At 72.2% G+C, this 22,828-nt stretch carries 24 protein-coding genes; 2 read left to right on the forward strand and 22 right to left on the reverse strand.

Annotated elements, in window-relative coordinates; translation table 11 throughout:
- Window positions 1–50: 50 nt before the first annotated feature.
- Both tsf and rpsB read right to left on the reverse strand, forming a co-directional pair.
- Window positions 51–887 carry a translation elongation factor Ts gene (gene tsf / locus ACF08F_RS26715; protein WP_392301073.1) on the reverse strand — a complete coding sequence of 279 codons (837 nt, stop codon included), beginning with the start codon at window positions 885–887 and terminating at the stop codon, window positions 51–53.
- Window positions 888–989: 102 nt separating this feature from the next.
- Window positions 990–1,862 (reverse strand): 30S ribosomal protein S2, encoded by an 873-nt coding sequence (gene rpsB / locus ACF08F_RS26720; RefSeq protein ID WP_392301074.1) that lies wholly within the window; start codon window positions 1,860–1,862, stop codon window positions 990–992.
- A gap of 265 nt (window positions 1,863–2,127) precedes the next feature.
- On the opposite strand from rpsB, the gene ACF08F_RS26725 reads away from it, so the two are divergent.
- Window positions 2,128–2,625 carry a murein hydrolase activator EnvC family protein gene (locus ACF08F_RS26725; protein WP_392301075.1) on the forward strand — a complete coding sequence of 166 codons (498 nt, stop codon included), beginning with the start codon at window positions 2,128–2,130 and terminating at the stop codon, window positions 2,623–2,625.
- Here the strand turns inward: ACF08F_RS26725 and ACF08F_RS26730 are convergent.
- The 17 genes from ACF08F_RS26730 to ACF08F_RS26810 form a co-directional block, all read right to left on the reverse strand.
- Window positions 2,606–3,154 carry a TetR/AcrR family transcriptional regulator gene (locus tag ACF08F_RS26730; protein WP_392301147.1) on the reverse strand — a complete coding sequence of 183 codons (549 nt, stop codon included), beginning with the start codon at window positions 3,152–3,154 and terminating at the stop codon, window positions 2,606–2,608. The two genes, ACF08F_RS26725 and ACF08F_RS26730, sit on opposite strands and share 20 nt — an antisense overlap.
- A 72-nt stretch (window positions 3,155–3,226) precedes the next feature.
- Complete coding sequence (gene whiG / locus ACF08F_RS26735; protein WP_392301076.1) at window positions 3,227–4,063, reverse strand: RNA polymerase sigma factor WhiG; 837 nt, start codon at window positions 4,061–4,063, stop codon at window positions 3,227–3,229.
- A 251-nt stretch (window positions 4,064–4,314) separates the two neighbouring features.
- A complete protein-coding gene (gene dprA / locus ACF08F_RS26740; RefSeq protein WP_392301077.1) occupies window positions 4,315–5,466 on the reverse strand; it encodes a DNA-processing protein DprA in 1,152 nt (383 codons plus the stop codon).
- The gene (locus ACF08F_RS26745) at window positions 5,463–7,076 is read right to left on the reverse strand and encodes a YifB family Mg chelatase-like AAA ATPase (RefSeq protein ID WP_392301078.1); all 1,614 of its coding nucleotides are present in this window, start codon (window positions 7,074–7,076) and stop codon (window positions 5,463–5,465) included. Before ACF08F_RS26745 ends, dprA begins: the two co-directional genes overlap by 4 nt.
- The gene (locus ACF08F_RS26750; protein ID WP_392301079.1) at window positions 7,076–7,441 is read right to left on the reverse strand and encodes a YraN family protein; all 366 of its coding nucleotides are present in this window, start codon (window positions 7,439–7,441) and stop codon (window positions 7,076–7,078) included. The genes ACF08F_RS26745 and ACF08F_RS26750 overlap by 1 nt, the downstream gene beginning before the upstream one ends.
- 104 nt (window positions 7,442–7,545) lie before the next feature.
- A complete protein-coding gene (locus ACF08F_RS26755) occupies window positions 7,546–7,854 on the reverse strand; it encodes a DUF2469 domain-containing protein (protein ID WP_005311352.1) in 309 nt (102 codons plus the stop codon).
- Between the two features lie 55 nt (window positions 7,855–7,909).
- On the reverse strand, window positions 7,910–8,431 hold the full coding sequence (locus ACF08F_RS26760) for an NUDIX hydrolase (RefSeq protein ID WP_392301080.1): 522 nt from the start codon (window positions 8,429–8,431) through the stop codon (window positions 7,910–7,912).
- Window positions 8,428–9,243, reverse strand: a complete 816-nt coding sequence (gene lepB, locus ACF08F_RS26765) for a signal peptidase I (RefSeq protein ID WP_392301081.1) — start codon at window positions 9,241–9,243, stop codon at window positions 8,428–8,430. Before lepB (ACF08F_RS26765) ends, ACF08F_RS26760 begins: the two co-directional genes overlap by 4 nt.
- A 53-nt stretch (window positions 9,244–9,296) precedes the next feature.
- Window positions 9,297–10,169: a signal peptidase I gene (gene lepB / locus ACF08F_RS26770; protein ID WP_392301148.1), complete on the reverse strand. Its 873-nt coding sequence runs from the start codon at window positions 10,167–10,169 to the stop codon at window positions 9,297–9,299.
- A gap of 67 nt (window positions 10,170–10,236) precedes the next feature.
- Window positions 10,237–11,175: a signal peptidase I gene (gene lepB / locus ACF08F_RS26775; protein WP_392301082.1), complete on the reverse strand. Its 939-nt coding sequence runs from the start codon at window positions 11,173–11,175 to the stop codon at window positions 10,237–10,239.
- Entirely contained in the window at window positions 11,168–11,920 is a 753-nt protein-coding gene (gene lepB / locus ACF08F_RS26780; RefSeq protein WP_392301083.1) for a signal peptidase I, read from the reverse strand. The genes lepB (ACF08F_RS26775) and lepB (ACF08F_RS26780) overlap by 8 nt, the downstream gene beginning before the upstream one ends.
- Window positions 11,921–11,988: 68 nt before the next feature.
- Entirely contained in the window at window positions 11,989–12,339 is a 351-nt protein-coding gene (rplS, locus tag ACF08F_RS26785; RefSeq protein ID WP_015036473.1) for a 50S ribosomal protein L19, read from the reverse strand.
- Between the two features lie 127 nt (window positions 12,340–12,466).
- Entirely contained in the window at window positions 12,467–13,288 is an 822-nt protein-coding gene (gene trmD, locus ACF08F_RS26790; protein ID WP_392301084.1) for a tRNA (guanosine(37)-N1)-methyltransferase TrmD, read from the reverse strand.
- Window positions 13,285–13,842, reverse strand: coding sequence for a ribosome maturation factor RimM (rimM, locus tag ACF08F_RS26795; protein WP_392301085.1), 558 nt, complete (start codon window positions 13,840–13,842; stop codon window positions 13,285–13,287). Before rimM ends, trmD begins: the two co-directional genes overlap by 4 nt.
- A 117-nt stretch (window positions 13,843–13,959) precedes the next feature.
- Window positions 13,960–14,199, reverse strand: coding sequence for an RNA-binding protein (locus tag ACF08F_RS26800; RefSeq protein WP_005311361.1), 240 nt, complete (start codon window positions 14,197–14,199; stop codon window positions 13,960–13,962).
- Window positions 14,200–14,201: 2 nt separating this feature from the next.
- Window positions 14,202–14,645, reverse strand: coding sequence for a 30S ribosomal protein S16 (gene rpsP / locus ACF08F_RS26805; protein WP_030325634.1), 444 nt, complete (start codon window positions 14,643–14,645; stop codon window positions 14,202–14,204).
- A gap of 155 nt (window positions 14,646–14,800) precedes the next feature.
- Entirely contained in the window at window positions 14,801–15,394 is a 594-nt protein-coding gene (locus ACF08F_RS26810; RefSeq protein ID WP_024755886.1) for a hypothetical protein, read from the reverse strand.
- A gap of 389 nt (window positions 15,395–15,783) precedes the next feature.
- On the opposite strand from ACF08F_RS26810, the gene ACF08F_RS26815 reads away from it, so the two are divergent.
- Window positions 15,784–16,521, forward strand: coding sequence for a methyltransferase domain-containing protein (locus ACF08F_RS26815; RefSeq protein WP_392301086.1), 738 nt, complete (start codon window positions 15,784–15,786; stop codon window positions 16,519–16,521).
- A 24-nt stretch (window positions 16,522–16,545) separates the two neighbouring features.
- On the opposite strand, the gene ftsH is transcribed toward ACF08F_RS26815, so the two are convergent.
- The 3 genes from ftsH to ACF08F_RS26830 form a co-directional block, all read right to left on the reverse strand.
- Window positions 16,546–18,468 (reverse strand): ATP-dependent zinc metalloprotease FtsH, encoded by a 1,923-nt coding sequence (gene ftsH, locus ACF08F_RS26820; protein ID WP_392301087.1) that lies wholly within the window; start codon window positions 18,466–18,468, stop codon window positions 16,546–16,548.
- 183 nt (window positions 18,469–18,651) lie between these two features.
- Window positions 18,652–20,205: a signal recognition particle protein gene (ffh, locus tag ACF08F_RS26825; RefSeq protein ID WP_392301088.1), complete on the reverse strand. Its 1,554-nt coding sequence runs from the start codon at window positions 20,203–20,205 to the stop codon at window positions 18,652–18,654.
- Window positions 20,206–20,324: 119 nt separating this feature from the next.
- Window positions 20,325–22,817 carry a [protein-PII] uridylyltransferase gene (locus ACF08F_RS26830; RefSeq protein WP_392301089.1) on the reverse strand — a complete coding sequence of 831 codons (2,493 nt, stop codon included), beginning with the start codon at window positions 22,815–22,817 and terminating at the stop codon, window positions 20,325–20,327.
- Window positions 22,818–22,828: the final 11 nt, after the last annotated feature.

Consider the following 22,828-nt stretch of genomic DNA (forward strand, 5'->3'; position numbering starts at 1 on the left):
CTGCCTCAGACCCTACCGGGGTCCGGTGTCCGTCGCGTTCGCGGACGGACTCAGATGCCGACCTTGATGCGGCTGAAGCGCTTCAGGGTGACACCGGCCTCGTCCAGGACCTGCTGGACGGACTTCTTGTTGTCCAGGGCGTACGGCTGGCCGAGCAGCGTGGCGTCCTTGAAGAAACCGTTGACGCGACCCTCGACGATCTTCGGGAGCGCGGCCTCGGGCTTGCCCTCGGCGCGGGTGGTCTCCTCGGCGACGCGACGCTCGGTCTCGACGACCTCGGCCGGGACGTCCTCACGGGTGAGGTACTTCGGCGCGAAGGCGGCGATGTGCTGGGCGACACCCTTGGCGACGGCGGCGTCGGCCTTGTCGAACTCGACGAGGACACCGATCTGCGGCGGGAGGTCCGGCATCGTGCGGTGCATGTACGCGAAGACGAAGCCGTCGGCGTACTGCGCGAAGCGGTCCAGGACGATCTTCTCGCCGAGGTTGGCGTTGGCCTCGTCGACGAACGCCTGCACGGTCTTGCCGGCCTCGATCTCGGAGGCGAGCAGCGCCTCGATGTCGGCCGGGGCGGTGGCGGCGACGTGCGCGGCGAGCTGGTTGGCGACGGCCTGGAACTTGTCACCCTTGGCGACGAAGTCCGTCTCGCACTTCAGCTCGACGAGGACACCGGAGGTGTTGTCGTCGGCGATGAGGGAGACCACGGCGCCGTTCTCGGCGGAGCGGCCCTCGCGCTTGGCGACGCCCTTCTGGCCCTTGATGCGGAGCGCCTCGACGGCCTTGTCGACGTTGCCGTCGGCCTCGTCCAGGGCCTTCTTGCAGTCCATCATGCCGGCGCCGGTGAGCTCGCGGAGCTTCTTGACGTCAGCGGCGGTGTAGTTCGCCATGAGTCTGTTTCTCTCTCGAAGTCTGAAAGATCGGGCGGGTCCACGGGTGGACGGCGGGGGCTTCGTGAGCCCCCGCCGTCGTCACCCGAAGGTCCTGGAGGGTCAGGCCTGCTCGGCGTCCGCGGCCGGAGCCTCGGCGGCGGCCTCGGCCGGAGCGGCCTCGGCGGCGGGGGCCTCGACGGTCTCGTCGGCCTTCTTCTCACCCTCGAGCAGGTCGCGCTCCCACTCGGCGAGGGGCTCGCCGGCGGCCTTCTCGCCCGGCTTCGAGTCGCCGGTCGCGGCGCCGGAGCGGGCGATGAGGCCCTCGGCGACGGCGTCGGCGATCACGCGGGTGAGCAGGGTGACGGAGCGGATCGCGTCGTCGTTGCCCGGGATCTTGTAGTCGACCTCGTCGGGGTCGCAGTTGGTGTCGAGGATCGCGACGACCGGGATCTTGAGCTTGCGAGCCTCGCCGACGGCGATGTGCTCCTTCTTGGTGTCCACGATCCAGACGGCGCTGGGAACCTTGGACATCTCGCGGATACCACCGAGGGTCTTCTCCAGCTTGGCCTTCTCGCGCGAGAGGACCAGGAGCTCCTTCTTGGTGAGACCCGAGGCGGCGACGTCCTCGAAGTCGATCTGCTCGAGCTCCTTGAGGCGCTGCAGACGCTTGTAGACGGTGGAGAAGTTGGTGAGCATGCCACCGAGCCAACGCTGGTTGACGTACGGCATGCCGACACGCGTCGCCTGCTCGGCGATGGCCTCCTGGGCCTGCTTCTTCGTACCGACGAACATGATGGAGCCACCGTGCGCGACGGTCTCCTTGACGAACTCGTAGGCGCGGTCGATGTACGACAGCGACTGGAGCAGGTCGATGATGTAGATGCCGTTGCGCTCCGTGAAGATGAAGCGACGCATCTTCGGGTTCCAACGACGGGTCTGGTGACCGAAGTGGACGCCGCTCTCCAGCAGCTCCCGCATCGTGACGACGGCCATGGCCGTATCTCCTTGGGTTTCTCGGTTGTATTCCTGACGCCCCGACGCGCCATGCCCACAAGGGACCGAAAGGCGCTGCCACGACCGGTGAGGGTTGTGGCGGGGCGTGCGAAGTCGACCCGGTGACCCGAGTCGCCATAGGAAGTGTACGGGACCCCGGGAGCGGCGGGTGACGGCGCTGTCCACAACCGGCGGGTAGTCCACAGAAACCGTGCCCGATCCGTGCGAAGCGGTCGCCCCGGGGAGTCTTCCCCCCATGCACCTCATGACCTTGCTCCTGACCCTCGCCGCGCTGTGGCCGGTGGGGCCCGCGGGTCCGGCGGGGGCGCCCCCGCCGGAGATCCTCCGCGGCTGGCAGCCCCCGGCGGGGCCGTACGGCCCCGGTCACCGCGGTGTCGACCTGGCGGCGCCGCCCGGCGCCCCGGTGCGCGCCCCGGTGGCGGGCACGGTCTCCTTCGCGGGGCCGGTCGGCGGCCGGGGGGTCCTCACGCTCACCCTTCCGGGGACGGGCGCTCCCCCGCTGCGCACGACCTTCTCGCCGGTGACCCCGCTGGTGAGAGCGGGCACGCGGGTCGCCGCGGGCACCCCGGTCGCCCTGGTCGCGCCGGGGACGCACTGCCCGGAGACCTGCCTGCACTGGGGTCTGCTCCGGGGCGGGACGTACCTGAACCCGCTGGTCCTGGTCAGGCGGGCGCCGTCACGGCTCCTGCCGGTCGGCGACGGGTCAGGGGGTGCCGTGCCGATCAGGCCGGGGAGCCGTTGACGCCGTGGAGCGCCATGGCGACCGCCGCCTCGGCGATCCGCGTCGGCTCCTCCGCCGCGCCGAGCTCGATGCGGCGGACGGCCGCGTCGACGACGCCCTGGAGGAGCATGGCGCCCAGGCGGGGCTCGGACTGGCCGAGGGCGGCGAGGGCTTCGACGATCATGGCGACGAGGCCGCCGTGGGCCGCGCGGATCTTCTCGCGGGCCCCGTCGTCCAGCTCGCTCGCGGAGATGGCGACGACGGCCCGGTGGCGCCGGTCCCCGACCAGCGCCAGCTGGGTCCGGACGTACGCCTCGACCTTGCCCTCGGGCGTCTCGGCGCCGGCCATGGCGGTCTCGACCTCGGCGGCCCAGACGGGGAAGTCCACGGCGCACAGCTCTTCGACGACGGCGGCGCGCGAGCGGAAGTACTCGTACACCGAGGACCGGGCCAGGCCCGTGCGCTCGGCGAGTGCGGGGAAGGTCAGCGCCTCCGTCCCGCCCTCGGACAGCAGGGAACGCGCGGCGTCCAGCAGGGCGCCTCGCTGCATCGTCCGGTGCTCGGCCACGGAGGCCGCTCGAATCCTGGGCACGGCTCCACTGTACGACCGGCCCCGGACGGGTCAGCGTCCGACGTCGGCGAGCTTGGCGCGGAGCTGGAGGACCGACTTGGTGTGGATCTGGCTCACGCGGCTCTCGGTGACACCGAGGACATGGCCGATTTCCGCCAGCGTGAGGCCCTCGTAGTAGTAGAGCGTGACGACGGTCTTCTCCCGCTCGGGGAGCGTGTTGATCGCCCGGGCGAGCAGTCGGCGCAGCTCGCGGTCCTCCGCCACCTCCACGGGGTTGTCCGCCGCCGTGTCCTCCAGGGTGTCCATCAGCGAGAGGCGGTCGCCGCCCTCGCCACCGACGTGCAGCAGCTCCTCCAGGGCCACCACGTTCGCCAGGGACAACTGGCTGAATACCGCGTGCAGTTCCTCCAGCGTGACGTCCATCTCCGCGGCGACCTCGCTCTCGGAGGGGGTGCGCCGGAGCTGCGCTTCGAGGGTCGCGTAGGCCCGTTCGACGTTGCGCGCCTTCTGTCGGACGGAGCGCGGGATCCAGTCCAGGGCCCGGAGTTCGTCGATCATGGCGCCGCGGATGCGGGTGATCGCGTACGTCTCGAACTTGATGGCCCGTTCGACGTCGAACTTCTCGATGGCGTCGATGAGGCCGAAGACCCCGGAGGAGACGAAGTCGGCCTGTTCCACGTTGGACGGCAGCCCCACGCTGACGCGTCCGGCGACGTACTTGACGAGCGGCGAGTAGTGCAGGATCAGCTGCTCCCGCAGCCGCTCGTCACCGCTGTCCTTGTACGAGCGCCACAGCTCGTCGAGCGAGGTCGGCGCGGGTGGTCGCACGGCGCCCCGGGCTGCTGGGGGCACCGCAGCGCGGTCAGACCCGGAGGTGTGCTGGGGCATGCGTTGCCTTGAGCCGTTCTGCTGTCGGGTGTGTCGGTGGAGGTGTCCTGTGGGGTGTCCTGAAGGGAATCCTGGTGAGCGTAGCGTGAGTGCGCTGTCGCGGTGCGCGAACATCGGTGGATCGCGCCGGTGCGGGTGGACGCCGTCGGCCACATCTTCGAACCCGGGCCGCGGCGCGTGTCGGCCCCTCGGATTCGGCCGAGACAACTCGGTTGTTCATCGGCTTCACCCTGTCACCCGAATGCTCCAGGTCAAGTACCGCCTCGCCGCGCGTTCGACTGCTGTGTGGCCGTGTTCGTCAACTGCCAGCCCGCTCCGTACCGCTCGACGAAGCCGAGCGAATGCAGTTCGTACAGCTTCGCGAGGGTGTCGTCGGGGGTGGTCCCGGCTCGTCGGGCGATGACGGTTGTGGGGGTGGGGCCGCGTGCGGGGACGGCTTCGAGGATGTGTGCGGCGGCGGGTGCGAGCAGGTCGCGGGGCAGGACGGGTCCGCGCCGGGCGGGGGCGAGCTCGCCCATGTCGCCGACGAGTTCGACGATCTCCTGGGCGTCGGTGACGAGGGTGGCGTCGCCCCGGAGGAGTTCGTGGACGCCGGCGGAGAGCGCGCTGGTGACGGGGCCGGGTACGCCCATGGTGTGCCGGCCGAGGCGGGCGGCTGCGCGGGCGGTGACGAGGGAGCCGCTGCGGTGCTGGGCCTCGACGACGACGGTGCCGCGGGTGAGGGCGGCGATCACGCGGTTGCGGAGGATGAAGCGGCTGGGGGTGGGGTGGCTGTCGGGCGGCAGTTCCCCGACGACGAGGCCTTGTTCGGCAATGCGGCCGATGAGCCTGTCGTGGCCCCGGGGGTACGGGGTGTCGACGCCGCAGGCGAGGACGGCGACGGTGGCTCCGTCGGCGGCGAGGGCGCCTCGGTGGGCCGCGCCGTCGATGCCGTAGGCGGCTCCGGAGACGACGACCCAGCCCTGTCGGGCGAGGCCGGTGGCGAGCTCGGCCGCGATGTGCGCGCCGTACGGGGTGCAGGCGCGGGCGCCGACGAGGGCGACGGAGCGCAGGGCCCAGGTCCGCAGGTCGGCGGGGCCGCGGAGCCAGAGGCCGATCGGTCGGGCGTGGCCGAGGTCGTCGAGCTGACGGGGCCATTCGGTGTCCCCGGGGATGACGAACCGTCCGCCGATGCGGTGGACGGTGTCGAGGTCGCGGGCGGGTTCGGCGGTGGTCGCGCGTCGTCGCCAGCTGTCGACGCGTTTCGCCCCGGTGCCGGGGAAGGGGTCGTCGCCGGGGCGGCGGAGCCGGTCGAGGAAGTCGGCGGCTCCGTGGAGGTGGAGCCAGCGGCCGGCGTGCTCGTCGCCGGGTTCGACGGTCCGGCTGAGGGTCGCGCGGGCGAGTCGCTCGTCCGTGGCGGTCATGCGCGCTCCCCCGCTCCGACGGGCACGCCGCGGGAGACTCCGGTACGCATTTCGAGCGCGAGGGCGATGTCCCCGCTGTCGGGCCGGTCGTGGCCGGCGAGGTCGGCGACGGTCCAGGCGACGCGGAGGACGCGGTCGAGGCCGCGGGCGGTGAGGAGTCCGCGTTCGATGTCGCGTTCGGCCGCGGCGAGGGCGCCGGGTGCGGCGAGGTGGCGCGTACGGAGTTCGTGTCCGGGGATCTCGCTGTTGACATTCCAGGGGGTGTCGGCGAGGCGGGCGGTGGCACGGGCTCTGGCCTCCTGGACGCGGGCGGCGACGGTGGCCGTGGTCTCACCCCGCCCGCCCTGTCCGAGGAGGTCGGCTCGGGTGACGGGTTCGACCTCGACGCGCAGGTCGACGCGGTCGAGGAGGGGGCCGGAGAGACGGGCCTGGTAGCGGCGGACGAGGGAGGCGGGGCATTCGCAGCCGGCGCCGTGCAGGGTGTGCCGCCCGCAGGGGCAGGGGTTGGCGGCGAGGGCCATGAGGAAGCGGGCGGGGAGCCGGACGACGCCCGCGGCGCGGGCGATGACGACGTGTCCGGATTCGAGGGGCTGGCGGAGGGCGTCGAGGACCTTGCCGGAGAACTCGGGGGCCTCGTCGAGGAAGAGGATGCCGCGGTGGGCCAGGGAGACGGCGCCGGGCCTGGGGAGGCCGTTGCCGCCGCCGACGAGGGACTGCATGGTCGCGGAGTGGTGGGGGGCGCAGTAGGGGGCGCGGCGGACGAGGGGTTCGCCGGGCGGGAGGATGCCGGCGACCGAGTGGACGGCGGTGACTTCGAGGGACTCCTGCCGGGTGAGGGGCGGGAGGATGCCGGGGAGCCGCTCGGCGAGCATCGTCTTGCCCGCGCCCGGGGGGCCGGAGAGCAGCAGGTGGTGGCTGCCGGCGGCGGCGATCTCCAGGGCGCGGCGGGCCCGGTGCTGGCCTGCGACGTCGGCGAGGTCGGGTCCGGCGGCGGGGCCGGCGGCGAGTCCGGTGCCGATGCCGGCGCCGGGGACGAGGAGTCCGGCGAGCATGGCGTCGGGCCGTCCTTCCTCGGTGGGTTCCTCGTCGGGGACGGGTTCGTCGGTGAGGACGGCGATCAGCTGGCGGAGGGTCCGGACGCCGAGGACGGAGATGCCGGGGACGAGTGCGGCTTCGCCGGCGGTCTGTTCGGGGACGACGACCTGCTGGTACCCGGCGTCGGCGGCGGCGAGGACGGCGGGCAGGACGCCCCGGACGGGCCGGACGCGGCCGTCGAGTCCGAGCTCGCCGATGAGGACGAGGTCGGCGATGGCGCGGGGGTCGATCCGCTCGGCGGCACCGAGGACGGCCGCGGCGACGGCCAGGTCGAATCCGCTGCCGCTCTTGGGGACGGACGCGGGGCTGAGTCCGACGGTGAGCTTCTTCTGGGGCCATTCGGCACCGGAGTTCACGACGGCGGCCCGGACGCGGTCGCGGCTCTCGCTGAGGCTCTTGTCGGGGAGGCCGACGAGGGTGAAGGCGGCGACGCCGGGTTCGAGGTCGGCCTGGACCTCGACGACGACGCCTTCGACGCCGACGAGGGCGACGGAGCAGGTGCGGGCGAATCCCATCAGGCCACCCCCTGGGCGTGGGTGAGGACGGGGGCGCCCTTGCGGGGCAGGACGATGCCGACGAGGTCGATGCGGACACCGCCCGCGGGGGCGGGGGTGCCGGTGCGGTCGAGCCAGCAGGCGGCGAGGCGGCGGAGCCGCTCGGCCTTGCTCGGGGTGACGGCGGCCATGGGGTGCTCGTAGGCGCCGTGGCGTCGGGTCTTGACCTCGCAGATGACGAGGGTGTCGCCGTCACGGGCGACGATGTCGATCTCGCCGCCTCGGCCGCAGCGCCAGTTGCGGGCGAGGATGTGCATGCCGGTCGCGGTGAGCCGACGGGTCGCCAGCTCTTCTCCGTACCGTCCGAGGGCTTGGGTCCTGTTCATGCGGTACCACCTCCGTCACCGACTGTGACGGAGCGGTCCGGACCGTGTGCGGGCCTGTGGAGGGCCGGGGCGCTGTGGAGAACTCACTCACCCCTGGGGGTGATTCAGCTGCCGGGAAGTTCGAGGTCGCTCTTGTTGAGCTCCTCGATGTTCACGTCCTTGAAGGTGAGCACGCGGACCTGCTTGACGAACCTGGCCGGCCTGTACATGTCCCAGACCCAGGCGTCGGCCATGCTGACTTCGAAGAAGACCTCGCCCTGCACCGAGTGCACCTGCATCTCGTAGTCGTTGGTGAGGTAGAAGCGCCGCTCGGTCTCGATCACGTATTTGAACAGCCCGACGACGTCGCGGTACTCCCGGTAGAGCTTCAGCTCCATCTCGGTCTCGTACTTCTCGAGGTCCTCGGCGCTCATGGCATGTTCCCCTTCAGCCGTGCGTCCACCTATTGTGCGCCAGTCGGCCGCACCCCTAAACGATTTCCGGGGCGAGAACCACCGGAGCACTCGGAGGTCCCTCGTCGAGCAGCGTGCGCAGCAGCTCGGCGAGTCTGGTCGGGTACACCGTCTCACGGGCCGCCGACAGTTCGGCGGAGGTCCACCATCTGAGGCCCGCGAGGCTGCGGGTCTCCAGCTCCGTGAGGGCCTGGGGACGGGGCTCGGCCGCGGTCCGGGGGACGCGGGCCAGGTAGTACCACTCGTCCTGGTCCCAGCGGCGCCCGTCGAAGGGGAAGGAGCAGTACCGCTGCCACAGGACCGGCCCGAGCTCGGCGTCGGTGATGCCGGTCTCCTCCGCGAGCTCGCGGAGGGCGGCCTCCGCCCGGGTCTCGTCGCCCTCCAGGCCGCCGCCGGGGGTGAACCACCAGGTGTCGGCGGGGTCGTCGGGTTCGTACCCGTGCATGAGCAGGATGCGGTCGTCGGGGTCGAGGAGGACGACCCGGGCCACCTGTCGCACCGCGGGCTCCGGTGCCTCGGGGGAGGCGTGATCCGTCATGTCCCCACCTTCTCCCCCGCCGCGGGCCCCCGCGAGGCCCCCGGCCCGGACGTTGTCCCCGACTGCTTCCCGGGCCCCGTCCCGCCGCCCGGACGCCGCGTCAGGAGGCGCGCCACGGGCCCGTACGCGGCCCCGGCCAGGATCAGCGCGGTCCCGGCAACGATCGCCGTGAAGAGGGCCGTGAAGGGCCCCGGCCGGGAGATCCCGCCCGGCAGGCCGGCGAAGCCCTGCGCGGGCTCCAGGAGGCCCTCGGCGGGCCAGGCGACGGCGTCGACCCTGCCGACGACGGCGGAGCGGGGTACGGACCCCTGTCCGGCCTCCTGCATGTGCGAACGGGAGTCGAGGGAGGTGTGGCGGTCGTCGCCGAGCAGGAAGAGGTTCCCCTCGGGGACGGTCACGGAGAACTCCTGGCCGGAGGCGACGACGGCGCCGCCGGGTCCCCGCCTCAGGTAGGGCTCGTCGACGGGCTCGCCGTTGACGGTGAGCCTGCCGTCGGAGTCGCAGCAGGCGACGGTGTCCCCGCCGACGGCGACGACCCGCTTGACCATCGGGGAGGAGCCCCACAGGGCGTCGGTGAAGACGACGACGTCACCGCGCCGCACCTCGTCACCGTCGATGCGTTCGGCGAGGACCCGGGAGCCGACGGCGATCGTGGGGGTCATGGAGTCGGTGGGGACGGTGTACGGCTGGTACACCAGCGCTCCCCAGACGAAGCCCCCGAGGAAGAGCACACAGCCGACGGCCACGGTCAGCCCCGACAGCACGCTGCCGAGGCGACCGTGGCCGCCCACTGCACTTCTGTTTCCGCTCATGCGCACCCCAGAGGTCTGTCGACGGTCCGGGACGGCAATCTACCCGCGGGTCACTACTCGGCGGTATGCCCCGCGGTGCGCTTCCTGCGGCGCCACAGCACCAGCGGAAGGGCTCCCGCCAGGGCGGTCGCGCCCAGCGGAGCGGCGGCCGCGGCCTTGTCGAGCGCGGGCTGGTCGAAGATGTCGGGCACCGGGAGGGTGGCCCAGCGGGTGACCGGCCAGGCGATCACGACGGCGCGGCCCACGACCAGGTCGTTGGCGACGGTGCCGCCGCCGGGCAGCTGCTGGTGGAAGCGCGAGTCCAGCGAGTTCTGCCGGTTGTCGCCCATGACCCAGATACGGCCCTCGGGGACCTTGATCGGGCCGAAGGAGTCCTGACAGGGCACGGAGCCGGGGTAGAGGTACGCGCTCTCGTCCAGGGCCACGCCGTTGAGGACGACCTTGCCGCCCTCCTTGCAGGAGACCGTGTCGCCGCCGACCGCGATGACCCGCTTGATGAGGTCCTTCTCCTCGGCGGACGGCATGAGGCCGATGAAGCTGAGGAACTTCTGGACGACGTTCGGCTCGGGGGTCGTCTGGCCTTCCAGCCAGCCGCCCGGGTCGTGGAAGACGACGACCTCGCCGCGCTCCGGCTCGGAGCCGAACCACGGGGTGAGCTTGTCGACGAGGACCCGGTCACCGCGCTGGAGGGTGTTCATCATCGATTCCGAGGGGATCGAGAACGCCTGCACCAGGAAGGTCTTGATCAGGAGCGCGAGCACCAGGGCGATGCCGATGAGGAGGGGCAGTTCCTTCCAGAAGGAACGCGGCTTCTTCGGGCTCGCGCCCGACCTGCCCGCCGCCTCGGCGTCGCCGCCGTCGCCGCCGCCGTCGTCGTGCGCCCGCTCGTCGTCCGTCACATCGTCACCCGTCACGTCGTGGCCGATGGCCTCATCGGCCCTCTTCTCGGGCTCATCGTGTCCGGAACGTGCGCCGACGGCCAAATCCCCCACATCAACTCCTCACTCCGTGCGATCGCCTGCCCCCGACCAGGGACAGGCCCACCACTCCCATAACGAGCAGAAGTTCCGCAGGGGTCGGGAGCCCGGGCAATCCGTTCAGATCGCGCGGGGCCACACTATGCGACAGACCGAGCGCGGACCCGGAACCCGCACGCACGTCCGGTACGGCGGCGAAGGTCTCCCGCTCCTCCAGGCTCCGCCAGTTCCCGACGGGCCAGGCGATCACGACGGCGCGCCCCACGACCTGCTCCTCGGCGATGGTGCCGTGGTCCTTCTCGTCGAGGTGGAAGCGGGAGTCGGCCGAGTTGGAGCGGTGGTCACCGAGGACGAAGATCCGCCCCTCCGGGACCTTCACCTCGAAGGGGATCGTGGACGGCTGGTTCCCGGGGTGCAGGTACGGCTCGTCCAGGGGTACGCCGTTGACGGTGAGCCGGCCGTCCTTGCCGCAGCAGCGGACGGTGTCCCCTCCGACGGCGACGACCCGCTTGATGAGGTCGCGCTCGTCGGCGGAGGGCAGCAGTCCGATGAAGGTCAGGGCCTGCTTGACCTGCTTGACGCCGATCGGGTCCTCGGAGGCCGGCGCGGTCTCCTCCTGGAGCCAGTTGCCGGGGTCCTTGAAGACGACGACGTCGCCGCGCTGGGGACGGGAGCCGAACCAGGGGGTGAGCTTGTCGACGAGGACCCGGTCGTCGATGCGGATCGTCTGCTCCATGGAGCCGGAGGGGATGACGAACGCCTGGACGAGGAAGGTCTTGAGGACGAGCGCGATGAGCACGGCGACGGTGACGAGGATGGGGATCTCGCGGATCGCGGAGCGCTGCCGTCGGCGCTTGACCTTGCGGGCGAGCCTGCGCCGCTCGGCCCGTCCCGGCAGCGGCGCGGTGCCGGGAGCCCGGGCGGCCCCGCCCGGCGGGCGGCCGCGGCTACCCACGGGGGCCCGTGCGGTGCCCGCCGGCCGGCGCGGCCGGTACGGCGTCGAAGGCCTCCGTCCCGGGCACGGTGGACCAGCGGCCGAAGGGCCAGGCGATCCAGTCGGCGCGTCCGACGACCTTGTCGACGGGGACCATGCCGCCGCCGGGACTGCCGAGGTGGTCGCGGGAGTCGCTGGACTGGCTGCGGTGGTCGCCCATCACCCAGAGCCTGCCCTCGGGGACCACGATGTCGAAGGGGACGGCGGACGGCCGGTCGCCGAGCATCACGTACCGCTCCTCGACGGGGACACCGTTGACGGTGAGCCTCCCGTCCTTGTCGCAGCAGACCACGCGGTCGCCGCCGACACCGACGACCCGCTTCACGAAGTCGGTCTCGTCGGGTTCGGCGAAGCCGAGGGCGGCGGCGGCGTCGTGCAGGAGCCCGGTGAGCGGATTGCCGCCGAGGTCCTCGCGTACGAAGGAGCCGGTGCCGTCGAAGACGACGACGTCGCCCCGGGCCGGCTCACTGCCGAAACGGTACGCCAGCTTGTTCACGAGCATCCGGTCGCCGACCTGCAGCGTCGGCTCCATCGAGCTGCTGGGGATCAGGAACGGCTGGACGACGAAGTGGCTCAGGAGCAGCAGGAAGGCCACGCAGGCCGCGCCGAGCACGCCCGTACGCCGCCAGGAAACGCGCGCGGAGCGCGACCCGTCCTCCGTGTCGGTGGAGGGGTCGCGCTCCGTGTGCTGTGCTTCGGTGTCCATCGGGGACAGAGCCTATCCGGCCCGTCTGTGCGAGGACCTCAAGCGTCGCGTGAGCGAAGAGCCGGGGCTCAGCGGTCGCGCTTCTCCTTGATCTTGGCAGCCTTGCCGCGCAGCTCACGCAGGTAGTAGAGCTTGGCGCGACGGACGTCACCGCGGGTGACGAGCTCGATCTTCTCGAAGATCGGGCTGTTCACCGGGAAGGTGCGCTCGACGCCGACGGAGAACGAGACCTTGCGGACCGTGAAGGTCTCGCTGACGCCCGAACCCTGGCGGCGGATGACGACGCCCTTGAACTGCTGGATACGGGAGCGGTTGCCTTCGATGACGCGCACGTGGACGTTCACGGTGTCGCCGGGGCGGAAGGCGGGGAGGTCGGAGCGGAGGGAACCCGCGTTGACCTGGTCGAGCAGGGAGGCCATGGAGGTCTCTTTCCTCGCTGATGCCACAGGTCATCAGCGGTACGTTCGGATGATCGGGATGCCGTGCGTCCCAGGCGGGCGTCGGTCCCCCTGTGGCAGGGGCGCGCGCCGGACGTACGACAGCGGCCTATTGTTCCACGTCGGGGAGCCTGCGCCAAAATCGGCCGCCGGGTTCGGGTGCCCACCCCATCATCGAGAGGACCTCGCGGTCCTTCTTGTCGAACGCGGCCGGATCACAGCGCTCGATGAGGTCGGGCCGGTTGGCGACCGTACGCCGGAAGGCCTCGTCGCGCCGCCAGCGCGCGATCTTCCCGTGGTGCCCGCTGAGCAGGACGTCGGGGATGCCCCGGCCGCGCCACTCGGGGGGCTTCGTGTAGACGGGCCCCTCCAGGAGGTTGGCCATGGCGCCGGGGGCGAAGGAGTCGTCGCGGTGGGACTCGGCGTTGCCGAGGACGCCGGGCAGGAGGCGGGCGACGGCCTCGGTGACGACGAGGACGGCGGCTTCCCCGCCGGCGAGGACGTAGTCGCCGATGGAGACCTCGTAGACCGGCATGCGGGTCGCGTACTCGTCCATGACGCGGCGGTCGATGCCCTCGTACCGGGCCGGCGTGAAGATCAGCCAGGGGCGCTCGGAGAGCTCGACCGCCAGTTCCTGGGTGAAGGGCCGGCCGCTGGGGGTCGGGACGACGAGGACCGGGCCGTGGGCTCCGGCCTCGTACCCGTCGACGAGCGTCTCGTCGAGCGCGTCGCCCCAGGGCTCGGTCTTCATGACCATGCCGGGGCCGCCGCCGTACGGGGTGTCGTCGACCGTGTTGTGCCGGTCGTAGGTCCAGTCGCGCAGGTGGTGGACGTGGACGTCGAGCTGTCCCCGGGCGCGCGCCTTGCCCACGAGGGAGACGTTCAGCGGTTCGAGGTACTCGGGGAAGATCGTGACGACGTCGAGCCTCATGCGTCCTCACCCGGCTCGGCGTCGCGGGAGGAGACGATCTCGGCGCGGTCGTCGATCAGGCCGGGCGGCGGGTCGATGACGGCCCGCTGCTCCTCCAGGTCGATCTCGGTGACGATCTCCGAGACGAAGGGGATCATCAGCTCGGTGCCGTCGGGCCGCTCGACGATGAAGAGGTCCTGCGAGGGCAGGTGGGAGATCTCGGTGATGCGGCCGACCTCGGTGCCGTCGGCGAGGACGACGTCGAGGTCCATGAGCTGGTGGTCGTAGTACTCGTCCTCCTCCTCCGGCAGCTCGGCGGGGTCGATCTCGGCGATGAGGAGGGTGTTGCGCAGGGCCTCGGCGGCGTTGCGGTCGCGGACGCCCTCGAAACGCAGCAACAGCTTGCCGCTGTGGACCTTGCCGGACTCGATGGTCAGCGGCCCGGCGGAGGCCGGGTCGGTGAGCAGGACGGCGCCGGGGCCGAGCCTGAGCTCGGGCTCGTCGGTGCGCACCTCGACGGTGACCTCGCCCTTGATGCCGTGGGCGCGGCCGATCCGCGCGACTACCAACTGCACTGCTCCACACTCTCCTGTCACACAGCTCGTACGACGAAAACGACAACGGGCCGGGGTGGGCTCTTAAGCCCTCCCCGGCCCGTGCCGGACATCATTCAACCGATGCGGCCGACTTGCTCAGCGGACCTGGTCCACGTCGACGAGGTCGACCCGGATCCCACGGCCGCCGATGGCGCCCACGACGGTACGCAGCGCACGCGCGGTGCGGCCGTTGCGGCCGATCACCTTGCCGAGGTCGTCGGGGTGCACCCGGACCTCCAGCACGCGGCCACGGCGCAGGTTGCGCGAGGCGACCTGCACATCGTCGGGGTTGTCGACGATGCCCTTCACGAGGTGCTCGAGAGCCTCCTCGAGCATGCTCAGGCCTCGGTCGACTCGGTCGACGCGGCCTCGGCCTCGTCAGCCTTCTTGTCGGCCTTCTTGGCCTTCGGGGTGATGGCCTCACCCTTGTCGTCGCCGCCCTCGAGGGCCTTCGCGAACTCGTCGAACGACGCGCGCTTGGCCTCCTTGGTCGCGGGGACGAGCAGCGCCTTCTCCGGGGCCGGGAGGCCCTTGTGCTTCTGCCAGTCGCCCGTGAGCTTCAGGATGGCGAGGACGGGCTCGGTCGGCTGGGCGCCGACGGACAGCCAGTACTGCGCACGCTCGGAGTCGACCTCGATACGCGACGGGTTGTACGTCGGGTGGTAGAGGCCGATCTCCTCGATCGCGCGACCGTCGCGGCGGGTGCGCGAGTCGGCGACGACGATGCGGTAGTGCGGCTGGCGGATCTTACCGAGGCGCTTGAGCTTGATCTTGACTGCCACTGGAGTGGTGTCTCCTGGTCTTGACGTGGTTGGGCACTTTGAGATGCCACGTGGGGTTGCGGTACTCGGATGCCCGATGGACGCGTCAGCCGGAGGAGAGAGGGGTCCTGTGCGACTGTCGAGTACAGCTAGCCATTGTGCCACACCGCGAGAGGTCAGCTCGCGGCGCCCACGGTCTCCGGGATACGGAAGGGCTTGCCGCAGCCGCCGCAGACGATCGGCGCCTGGGCGAGCACCGAGGGCACCACGCGCACGTTGCGTCCGCAGTCGCAGACGGCCTTGACGCGGACGCCGCCGCCGGAGGAGCCGTGCCGGGCGGCCGGTCCCCGGAAGGAGCGCTTCGTGTCGGCCGCGGTCGCGACGGTGTGGGCCTTGAGGGCGCGCTGGAGGCGCTCGATGGTGGGTCGGTACCGCCGCCGCGCCTCCGGGTTGAGCGTGACCAGGGAGAAGCCGCTGCTGGCGTGTGGCTCCTCGGGGTGGTCGAGCCCCATCTCCTCGGCGATCGCGAGGAATCTGCGGTTGTGGTAGCGGCCGGCGCGGGAGGTGTCGCGGACCCCTCGGGCGGCGGCGATGCCGTGGACTGCCTCGTGGAGCAGTCGCTCGAAGGAGAGCTCGGCGCCGCAGGCGGACGAGGACTCTCCGATCAGGGACTCGGGCGCGGCAAGATCGGGCAGCTCGGGGTGGTGCCGCTGAATGTCGGCCCACGCCTGTGCCAGCTCTGCGGCGAGAACAGGTGGTGTCGTGCTCACGTCGTGTACAACGAGCCGATGTGCCCCCGGGTTCCATTCCGGGGCATCCCAAATATTTTGCACTTACCCGTCAGTTGCCGTTGATGCGTCCTGACGAGGGCCAGTGCGCCGATCTGCGGAGAAGCCGCGCAGGAGACGTCAAGCCGGTGCGTAGTGAGGCATACGCCCCGGCGCGCAACCATGGTGCGAGCGCCCCCTGGAGGGGCTCCTGGGACGTCCCGGGACGGGCGCGGGAATCGTTGCAGGGACATTACCGGGTCGGCGTACGCGGGCGCGCATCGGCCCTCCCCCGGACGAATCGGTGCGGTGCGAGCACTGGACGCGGCCGGGGTTGCGCAGTTCCCTGACTACGGGGGGCTGTCGTCCAGGCACGGATTGGGGCTCTTTCCATGACACCTACGCTCGTCCCGCACCACCCCGCGCGCGACTGGGCCGAGATCCAGGAACGCATGCTCGTCCCGCTCTACGACGCGGTGTACGACCGCGTCGGCGTGGGTGCGCGGTCCCGGCTCCTCGGCCTCGGCTCGGGCACCGGCCTGGCCCTGCTGATGGCGGCGGCGCGGGGCGCGCGGGTGGCCGGCGTGGACCGGGACCACGCGCGCGTGGAGCTGGCCAGGGAGCGCCTCCCGGAGGACGTACCGGTCGCGGCGGACGTAGCCGGCGTACCCGCGGGCGACGCCCCGTACGACGTGATCACGGCCTTCCACGCGACGGACGGCCTGCTCCCCGAACTCGCGGCGCTCACCCGAACGGCGCAATCGGGCACCGTGGTCGTGCTGGCCGGCTGGGGGCCGCCGGAGCGGTGCGCCACGGAGCCGGTGCTGCGGGTCGCGGACCGGCTCGCGGACCGGGCGCCGTCGGTCCGGGCCGACCTGGACGGACTGGTGGCCGGGGCGGGGCTCCGGCCGGCCGGCTCGGGACGGGTGGCGTGCCCCTTCGGGTACGCGGACGGGGCCAGCGCCGTGCGCGGGCTGCTGTCGACGGGCGCGTTCGACGAGGCCGTACGGGCGACCGAGCTCTCGCAGGTGGAGAAGGAGATCGAGGAGGCGCTCGCCCCGTACGTCCGGGCGGACGGGACGGTGTGGATGCCGAACGTCTTCCGGTACGTGCTCGCGCGGGTGCGCTGAGGCGCCCGTACCGGGTCGGTCCGGTCAGTCCTCCTGGCCGGCGCGGGGGATGCCGGCCGCGCGGTAGGCCGCGTCCTCCTCCAGCGTCTCGTTCGCGAGGAGGGCGGCGGCCAGGGCGTCCAGCCGGGGCCGGTGCTCGCGCAGCTGCCGTACCGCGCTCTCGTAGCACTCGTCGACGATCCGGCGCATCTCCTCGTCGACGGTGTCGAGGGTCGCGGGGGCGGCGGAGAGGCCGTACGCCTGCTGGGCGTCGCTCGGGATGGCGGTGAGGCGGCCGACGCGCTCGCTCATGCCCCAGCGTCCCGCCATGCCCCGGGCGATGCTGGTGACCTGCTCCAGGTCGCTCTCCGCGCCGGTCGTGACGACGCCGAAGACGACCTGCTCGGCCGCCATGCCGCCGAGGGCGCCGATGATCCGGCCGCGCAGGTAGTCCTCGGTGTAGGCGTACCTGTCGGAGTCGGGCGTCGAGAGGGTCACGCCGAGGGCCCGGCCGCGCGGCACGATGGTGATCTTGCGGACCGGGTCGGCGCCGGGCTGGAGCATGCCGAGCAGGGCGTGCCCGCTCTCGTGGTACGCGGTGCGGCGCCGTTCCTCCTCCGGCATCACCAGGGGCCGTTCGGCGCCGAGCTGGACCTTCTCCAGGGCGTCGGAGAGGTCGGACCGGGTGACGGCCTTCTGGTCGCGCTTGACCGCGAGGAGCGCGGCCTCGTTGGCGAGGTTGGCGAGTTCGGCGCCGGTCATGCCCGGGGTCGTCCGGGCCACGTGCTCCAGGTCGACGTCCTTGGCGAGCGGGATCTCCCGGGTGTGGATCTTCAGGATGGCCTCGCGTCCGCCCCGGTCGGGCGGGTTCACGTGGACGATCCGGTCGAAGCGGCCGGGCCGGGTGAGGGCGGGGTCGAGGACGTCGGCGCGGTTGGTGGCGGCGAGGACGATGACGCCCTCGGAGCCGGTGAAGCCGTCCATCTCGGTGAGGATCTGGTTGAGGGTCTGCTCGCGCTCGTCGTGGCCGCCCATGCCGGAGCCTCCGCCGCGGGCGCGGCCGATGGTGTCGATCTCGTCGATGAAGATGATCGCCGGGGCGACCTTGCGGGCCTCGGCGAAGAGCTCCCGTACCCGCGAGGCTCCGACGCCGACGATCATCTCGATGAACTCGGAGGCGGAGGCGGAGAAGAAGGGCACCCCGGCCTCGCCGGCGACGGCTCGGGCCAGGAGCGTCTTGCCGGTGCCGGGCGGGCCGGCGAGGAGCACGCCGCGGGGCATCTTGGCGCCCATCGCGCGGTAGGCCTGCGGGTTCTTGAGGAAGTCCACGACGTCGTTGAGCTCGCCCTCGACCTCGTCGATGCCGGCGACGTCGGCGAAGGTGGTGCGCTTCTCCCCGGCCTCCAGCTCGACGGGTTTGGGCGGGGTCTTGCGGCCGAGCATGCCGCCCGCGCCGCCCATGCCCGAACTCATCCGGCGGGCGATGAACACCCACAGGGCGACGAGCAGCAGCATCGGCGCGAGCGAGATGAGGAGGTTGGCGAGGAAGCTGCGTTCCTGGACGACCGGCTCGGCGGTGACGGTGACGTTCTGCTTGGTGAGCTGCGCCCACAGGTCGTCGTCGGCGAAGGCGGGCCGCTGGGTGGTGAACTTGGTGTAGTCGCCGTCGCCGTCGGGGACGGGCTGCTTGTTCTTCAGCTGCCCCTGGATCGCGTCGCCCTTGGAGTAGATCTTGGTGACGTTGCCGGCGGCGACCTGCTTGTCGAACTCGGTGTACGAGATCGTCGGACCGTCGCCGTCGTTGAAGAACGACAGCACGATGTTGGCGATCAGGTACACGGCGAGCGCGGTGAGGATGAGTCCGCCCCAGCCCCCCGGCATCTTCTTCTTCGGCGAGGGCGGCTGCGGGGCCCCTTCCGAGCGCCAGGGCTGATCGGTCCGGTCGCGCGGGGGTACGGGGTTGGCCACGTGACTCTCCTCGGGGCGGCAGTGGCCCCAGTATCGAAGAGCGGGAGGAACCCGGCATCGCGGGCGGACCGGTGGGGTGAGAACGGGAGTGAAAAGGGGCCCGGGGCGGTTTCACACCGCTCCCGGGCCCCTCGTCGGGCCTCACCCGGCGCCTCGGCCTCGGCCTCGACGCCGGTTCCGGCCTCAGCTCATGAACTTCTTGAACTCGTCCGGGAGCTCGAAGTCCTTCGGGCTCTGACCCGCGGCCGGGAGACCGAAGGCGCCGCCCTGCTGTCCCTGCTCGCGTCGCTCGGCCGCGGCCTGCTCCTCGGCCTTCCGCTTCATCGGGTTGCCGCTCTTGCGCTTGCCCTTGGCCTGCTTGACCTGCTTCTTCTGCCGGCCGGGTCCGCCACCCATGCCGGGCATGCCGGGCATCCCCGGCATACCGCCGCCCTGGGCCATGCGGGACATCATCTTGCGGGCCTCGAAGAACCGCTCGACCAGGCCCTTCACGGCGCTGACCTCGACGCCCGAGCCCTTGGCGATACGGGCGCGGCGGGAGCCGTTGATGATCGTCGGGTCCTGGCGCTCGCCCGGGGTCATCGACTTGATGATCGCGGCCGTGCGGTCGACGTCCCGCTCGTCGATGTTGGCGATCTGCTCCTTCATCTGGCCCATGCCGGGCAGCATGCCGAGCAGCTTGGAGATGGAGCCCATCTTGCGGACCTGCTCCATCTGCGCCAGGAAGTCGTCGAGCGTGAAGTCCTGGCCCTTCTTCGACGCGAGCTTCGAGGCCATCTTGGCGGCCTCTTCCTCGTCGAAGGTCTGCTGGGCCTTCTCGATGAGGGAGAGCATGTCGCCCATGCCGAGGATGCGCGACGCCATGCGGTCCGGGTGGAACGCGTCGAAGTCGTCGAGCTTCTCGCCGTTGGAGGCGAACATGATCTGCTTGCCGGTGACGTGCGCGATGGAGAGCGCGGCACCACCGCGGGCGTCGCCGTCGAGCTTGGAGAGCACGACGCCGTCGAAGCCGACGCCGTCGCGGAAGGCCTCGGCGGTGTTGACCGCGTCCTGGCCGATCATGGCGTCGACGACGAAGAGGACCTCGTCGGGGCTGACGGCGTCGCGGATGTCCGCGGCCTGCTGCATCAGCTCCTGGTCGATGCCGAGGCGGCCGGCGGTGTCGACGATGACGACGTCGTACATCTTGGTCCGCGCGTACTCGATCGAGTCCTTCGCGACCTGGACCGGGTCGCCGACGCCGTTGCCCGGCTGCGGGCCGTAGAAGGCCACGCCCGCGCGGTCGGCGACGACCGAGAGCTGGTTGACGGCGTTGGGGCGCTGGAGGTCGCAGGCGACGAGCAGCGGGGAGTGGCCCTGGCCCTTGAGCCAGACGCCGAGCTTTCCGGCGAGGGTGGTCTTACCGGCACCCTGGAGACCGGCCAGCATGATCACGGTCGGCGCGGTCTTCGCGAACCGCAGGCGCCGGGTCTCGCCGCCGAGGATGGCGATGAGCTCCTCGTTGACGATCTTGATGACCTGCTGGGCCGGGTTCAGGGCCTGCGAGACCTCGATGCCGAGGGCGCGCTCCTTGACCTGCTTGATGAAGGACCGGACGACCGGCAGGGCGACGTCCGCCTCGAGCAGCGCGATACGGATCTCGCGCGCGGTGGCGTCGATGTCCGCCTCGGACAGACGGCCCTTGCCGCGGAGGTTCTTGAAGGTCGCTGCAAGGCGGTCGGAGAGGGTGTCGAACACGGCGGTCGCGGATCCTCAGGTGTCGGGGGCGGTCGGATTGCCCTCCAGGGTATCGGGCCGCTCGGAAGATGTGCCCCCGCCCACCGGATCCGGTGGGCCGGGGCGGGTCGGTCACGGCCTCACCGCAGCGCCTCCTCCAGCGCTCGCGCCAGGTCGACGGCCTCCTCGTCCGGGAGCAGGGACCCGTCCGGACGGGTCACGTAGAGGGTGTCGACGGCGTTGGCCCCGAGGGTGGAGACATGGGCACTGCGGACCCGTACCGCCGCGCCCTCCAGCGCGCGGCCGATGCGGTGCAGCAGCCCCGGGGCGTCCTGGGCGCGGACCTCGATGACGGTGGCGAGGCGGGAGTCGGCGGCGGCGACGGTGACGCGGGGCGGTGGGGCGGTGAGGCCCCGCCGGCGCGGGTAGGCCGCCTCTCGCTCGGCGAGCCGGGCGGGGATGTCGAGGGAGCCGTCGAGGGCCCGCACGAGGTCGGCGCGGAGGCGGGCGGCCTCCGGCAGGGAGCCGTACTCGGCGGCGACCCGCCAGTCCAGTACGAGGACACCTCCGGCGCCGGAGCCCGCGCCGATCCCGGTGGGGAGGTCGACGGCCCGGAGCTCGGCGGCGCGGACGGTGAGCCGGTGGAGGGCGAGGACGCCGGCGACGGCGGGGAGGACTCCGGGCCGGTCGGGGAGGGCGATGAGGAGCTCGACACCGACGGGCTCGGGCTCCTCCGGCTGTGCGCCGACCGGTTCGGTGCGCAGGGTGAGGACGGGTTCGCCGGTGCGCAGGGCCTCGATCGCGAGGCGTTCCTGTTCGGCGCTGGGCGCGGCGGCCTCGGGATCGGGGAGGGGCTCGCCCGCGAGGACGCCGGCGACCCGTTTGACCAGGTCGGCGACGAGCGAGGCCCGCCAGGAGGACCAGGCGGCGGGGCCGGTGGCGAGGGCGTCGGCCTCGGTGAGGGCGTGGAGCAGTTCCAGGGTGCCGAGGGTGCCGACGGCCTCGGCGACGGACTGCACGGTGGCGGGGTCTTCGAGGTCGCGCCGGGTGGCGGTCTCGACGAGGAGCAGGTGGTGGCGGACGGCGGTGGCGATGATGCCGGTGTCGGTGCGGTCGAAGCCGATGCGGGCGGCGAGGTCGCGGGCGATGGTCTCGCCGGCGACGGAGTGGTCGCCGGGCCAGCCCTTGCCGATGTCGTGGAGGAGGGCGGCGACGAGGAGGAGGTCGGGGCGGCCGACGCGGCGGGTGAGGGAGGCGGCGCGTACGGCCGTCTCGACGAGGTGGCGGTCGACGGTCCAGGTGTGGACGGGGTTGCGCTGGGGGCGGCACCGCACGCGCTCCCAGTCGGGGAGCAGGCGGGTGATGATCCCCTCGGCCTCCAGGGCCTCCCAGACGGGCACGGTCGACTCCCCCGCGCCGAGGAGCGTGACGAGTTCCTCGCGGGCCTCGGCGGGCCAGGGCACGGGCAGGGGCTTGGCGGCGGCCGCGAGGCGGCGCACGGCGTGCAGGGAGATCGGCAGGCCGGACTGCGCGGCGGCCGCGGCGGCCCGCAGCGGGAGGACGGGGTCGCGCTCGGGTTTGGCGGTCAGGGCGAGGACGACCTCACCGTCCATCTCGACGACGCCTTCGGTGAGGGGGGTGCGCTCGACGGGCGCTTTCGCGCCGCCCGCCCGACCGCCGGCGCCCGCCCGGCCTCCGCCGCCCCGGCCGCCGAGGAGAGAGCGCAGCCGGGGCCGGGCCGAGCGGGCCTTGAGGACGCGGTTGACCTCGCGCCAGGTGACGTCGGTGGCGTACGAGATGATCCGCGCGGCCTCGTACACCTCGCGGAGCAGGGTGTCGGCGTCGAGCAGGCCGAGCTCCTGGGCGACCGCGTCCTGCTCCTGGAGGGCGAGCCGGTCGGTGGCCCGGCCGGTCGCGAGGTGGAGGGCGTCGCGGGCGTCGAGGAGGCGGCGTCGGGCGGCGTCGAGGCCCTCGCGGGGGGCGTCGGCGAGCCAGGAGGCGGCGACCGCGCGGAGCACCTGGGCGTCGCGCAGTCCGCCCCTCGCCTCCTTGAGGTCGGGTTCGAGGAGGAACTGGAGCTCCCCCATGCGGTCGGCGCGTTCGCGGCAGAGCTCGTCGAGCTCGGGGAGGCGCCGGGGGGCCTGGTTGCGCCAGTCGGCGAGGACCGTGGTGCGCAGGGCGGCGACGAGGCCGGTGTCCCCGGCGACGTGCCGGGCGTCGAGGAGGCCGAGCTGGACCTTGAGGTCCTCGCCGGCGGTGGTGCGGGCCTCGGCGGGGGTGCGGACGGAGTGGTCGAGGGCGAGTCCGAGGTCCCAGACGGGGTACCAGATCCGGTCGGCGAGGGCGGCGACGGCGGCCTTGTCTGCGCTGCCGTCGTGGAGCAGGAGGAGGTCGAGGTCGCTGCGCGGGGAGAGCTCGGCGCGCCCGTAGCCGCCGACGGCGACGAGGGCGGTCCCGCGGGGCGGTGCGGCGGCGGCGAAGAGGCCGGCCAGCCAGTCGTCGGTGAGCCGGGCGAGGGCGGCACGGCGCGGCGGCCCGGACCGCTCCTTCTCGTGGAGGAGGAGCAGCCGGGCCGCCGCGTAACCGCCGGGTCCCGAATCTTCGTTCTTCGTACGCGCTTCGAGGCTCGTCACCCGGCGGCTCC

Origin of the sequence: Streptomyces sp. NPDC015130 (assembly GCF_043080005.1) — a bacterium.
Classification (GTDB): domain Bacteria; phylum Actinomycetota; class Actinomycetes; order Streptomycetales; family Streptomycetaceae; genus Streptomyces.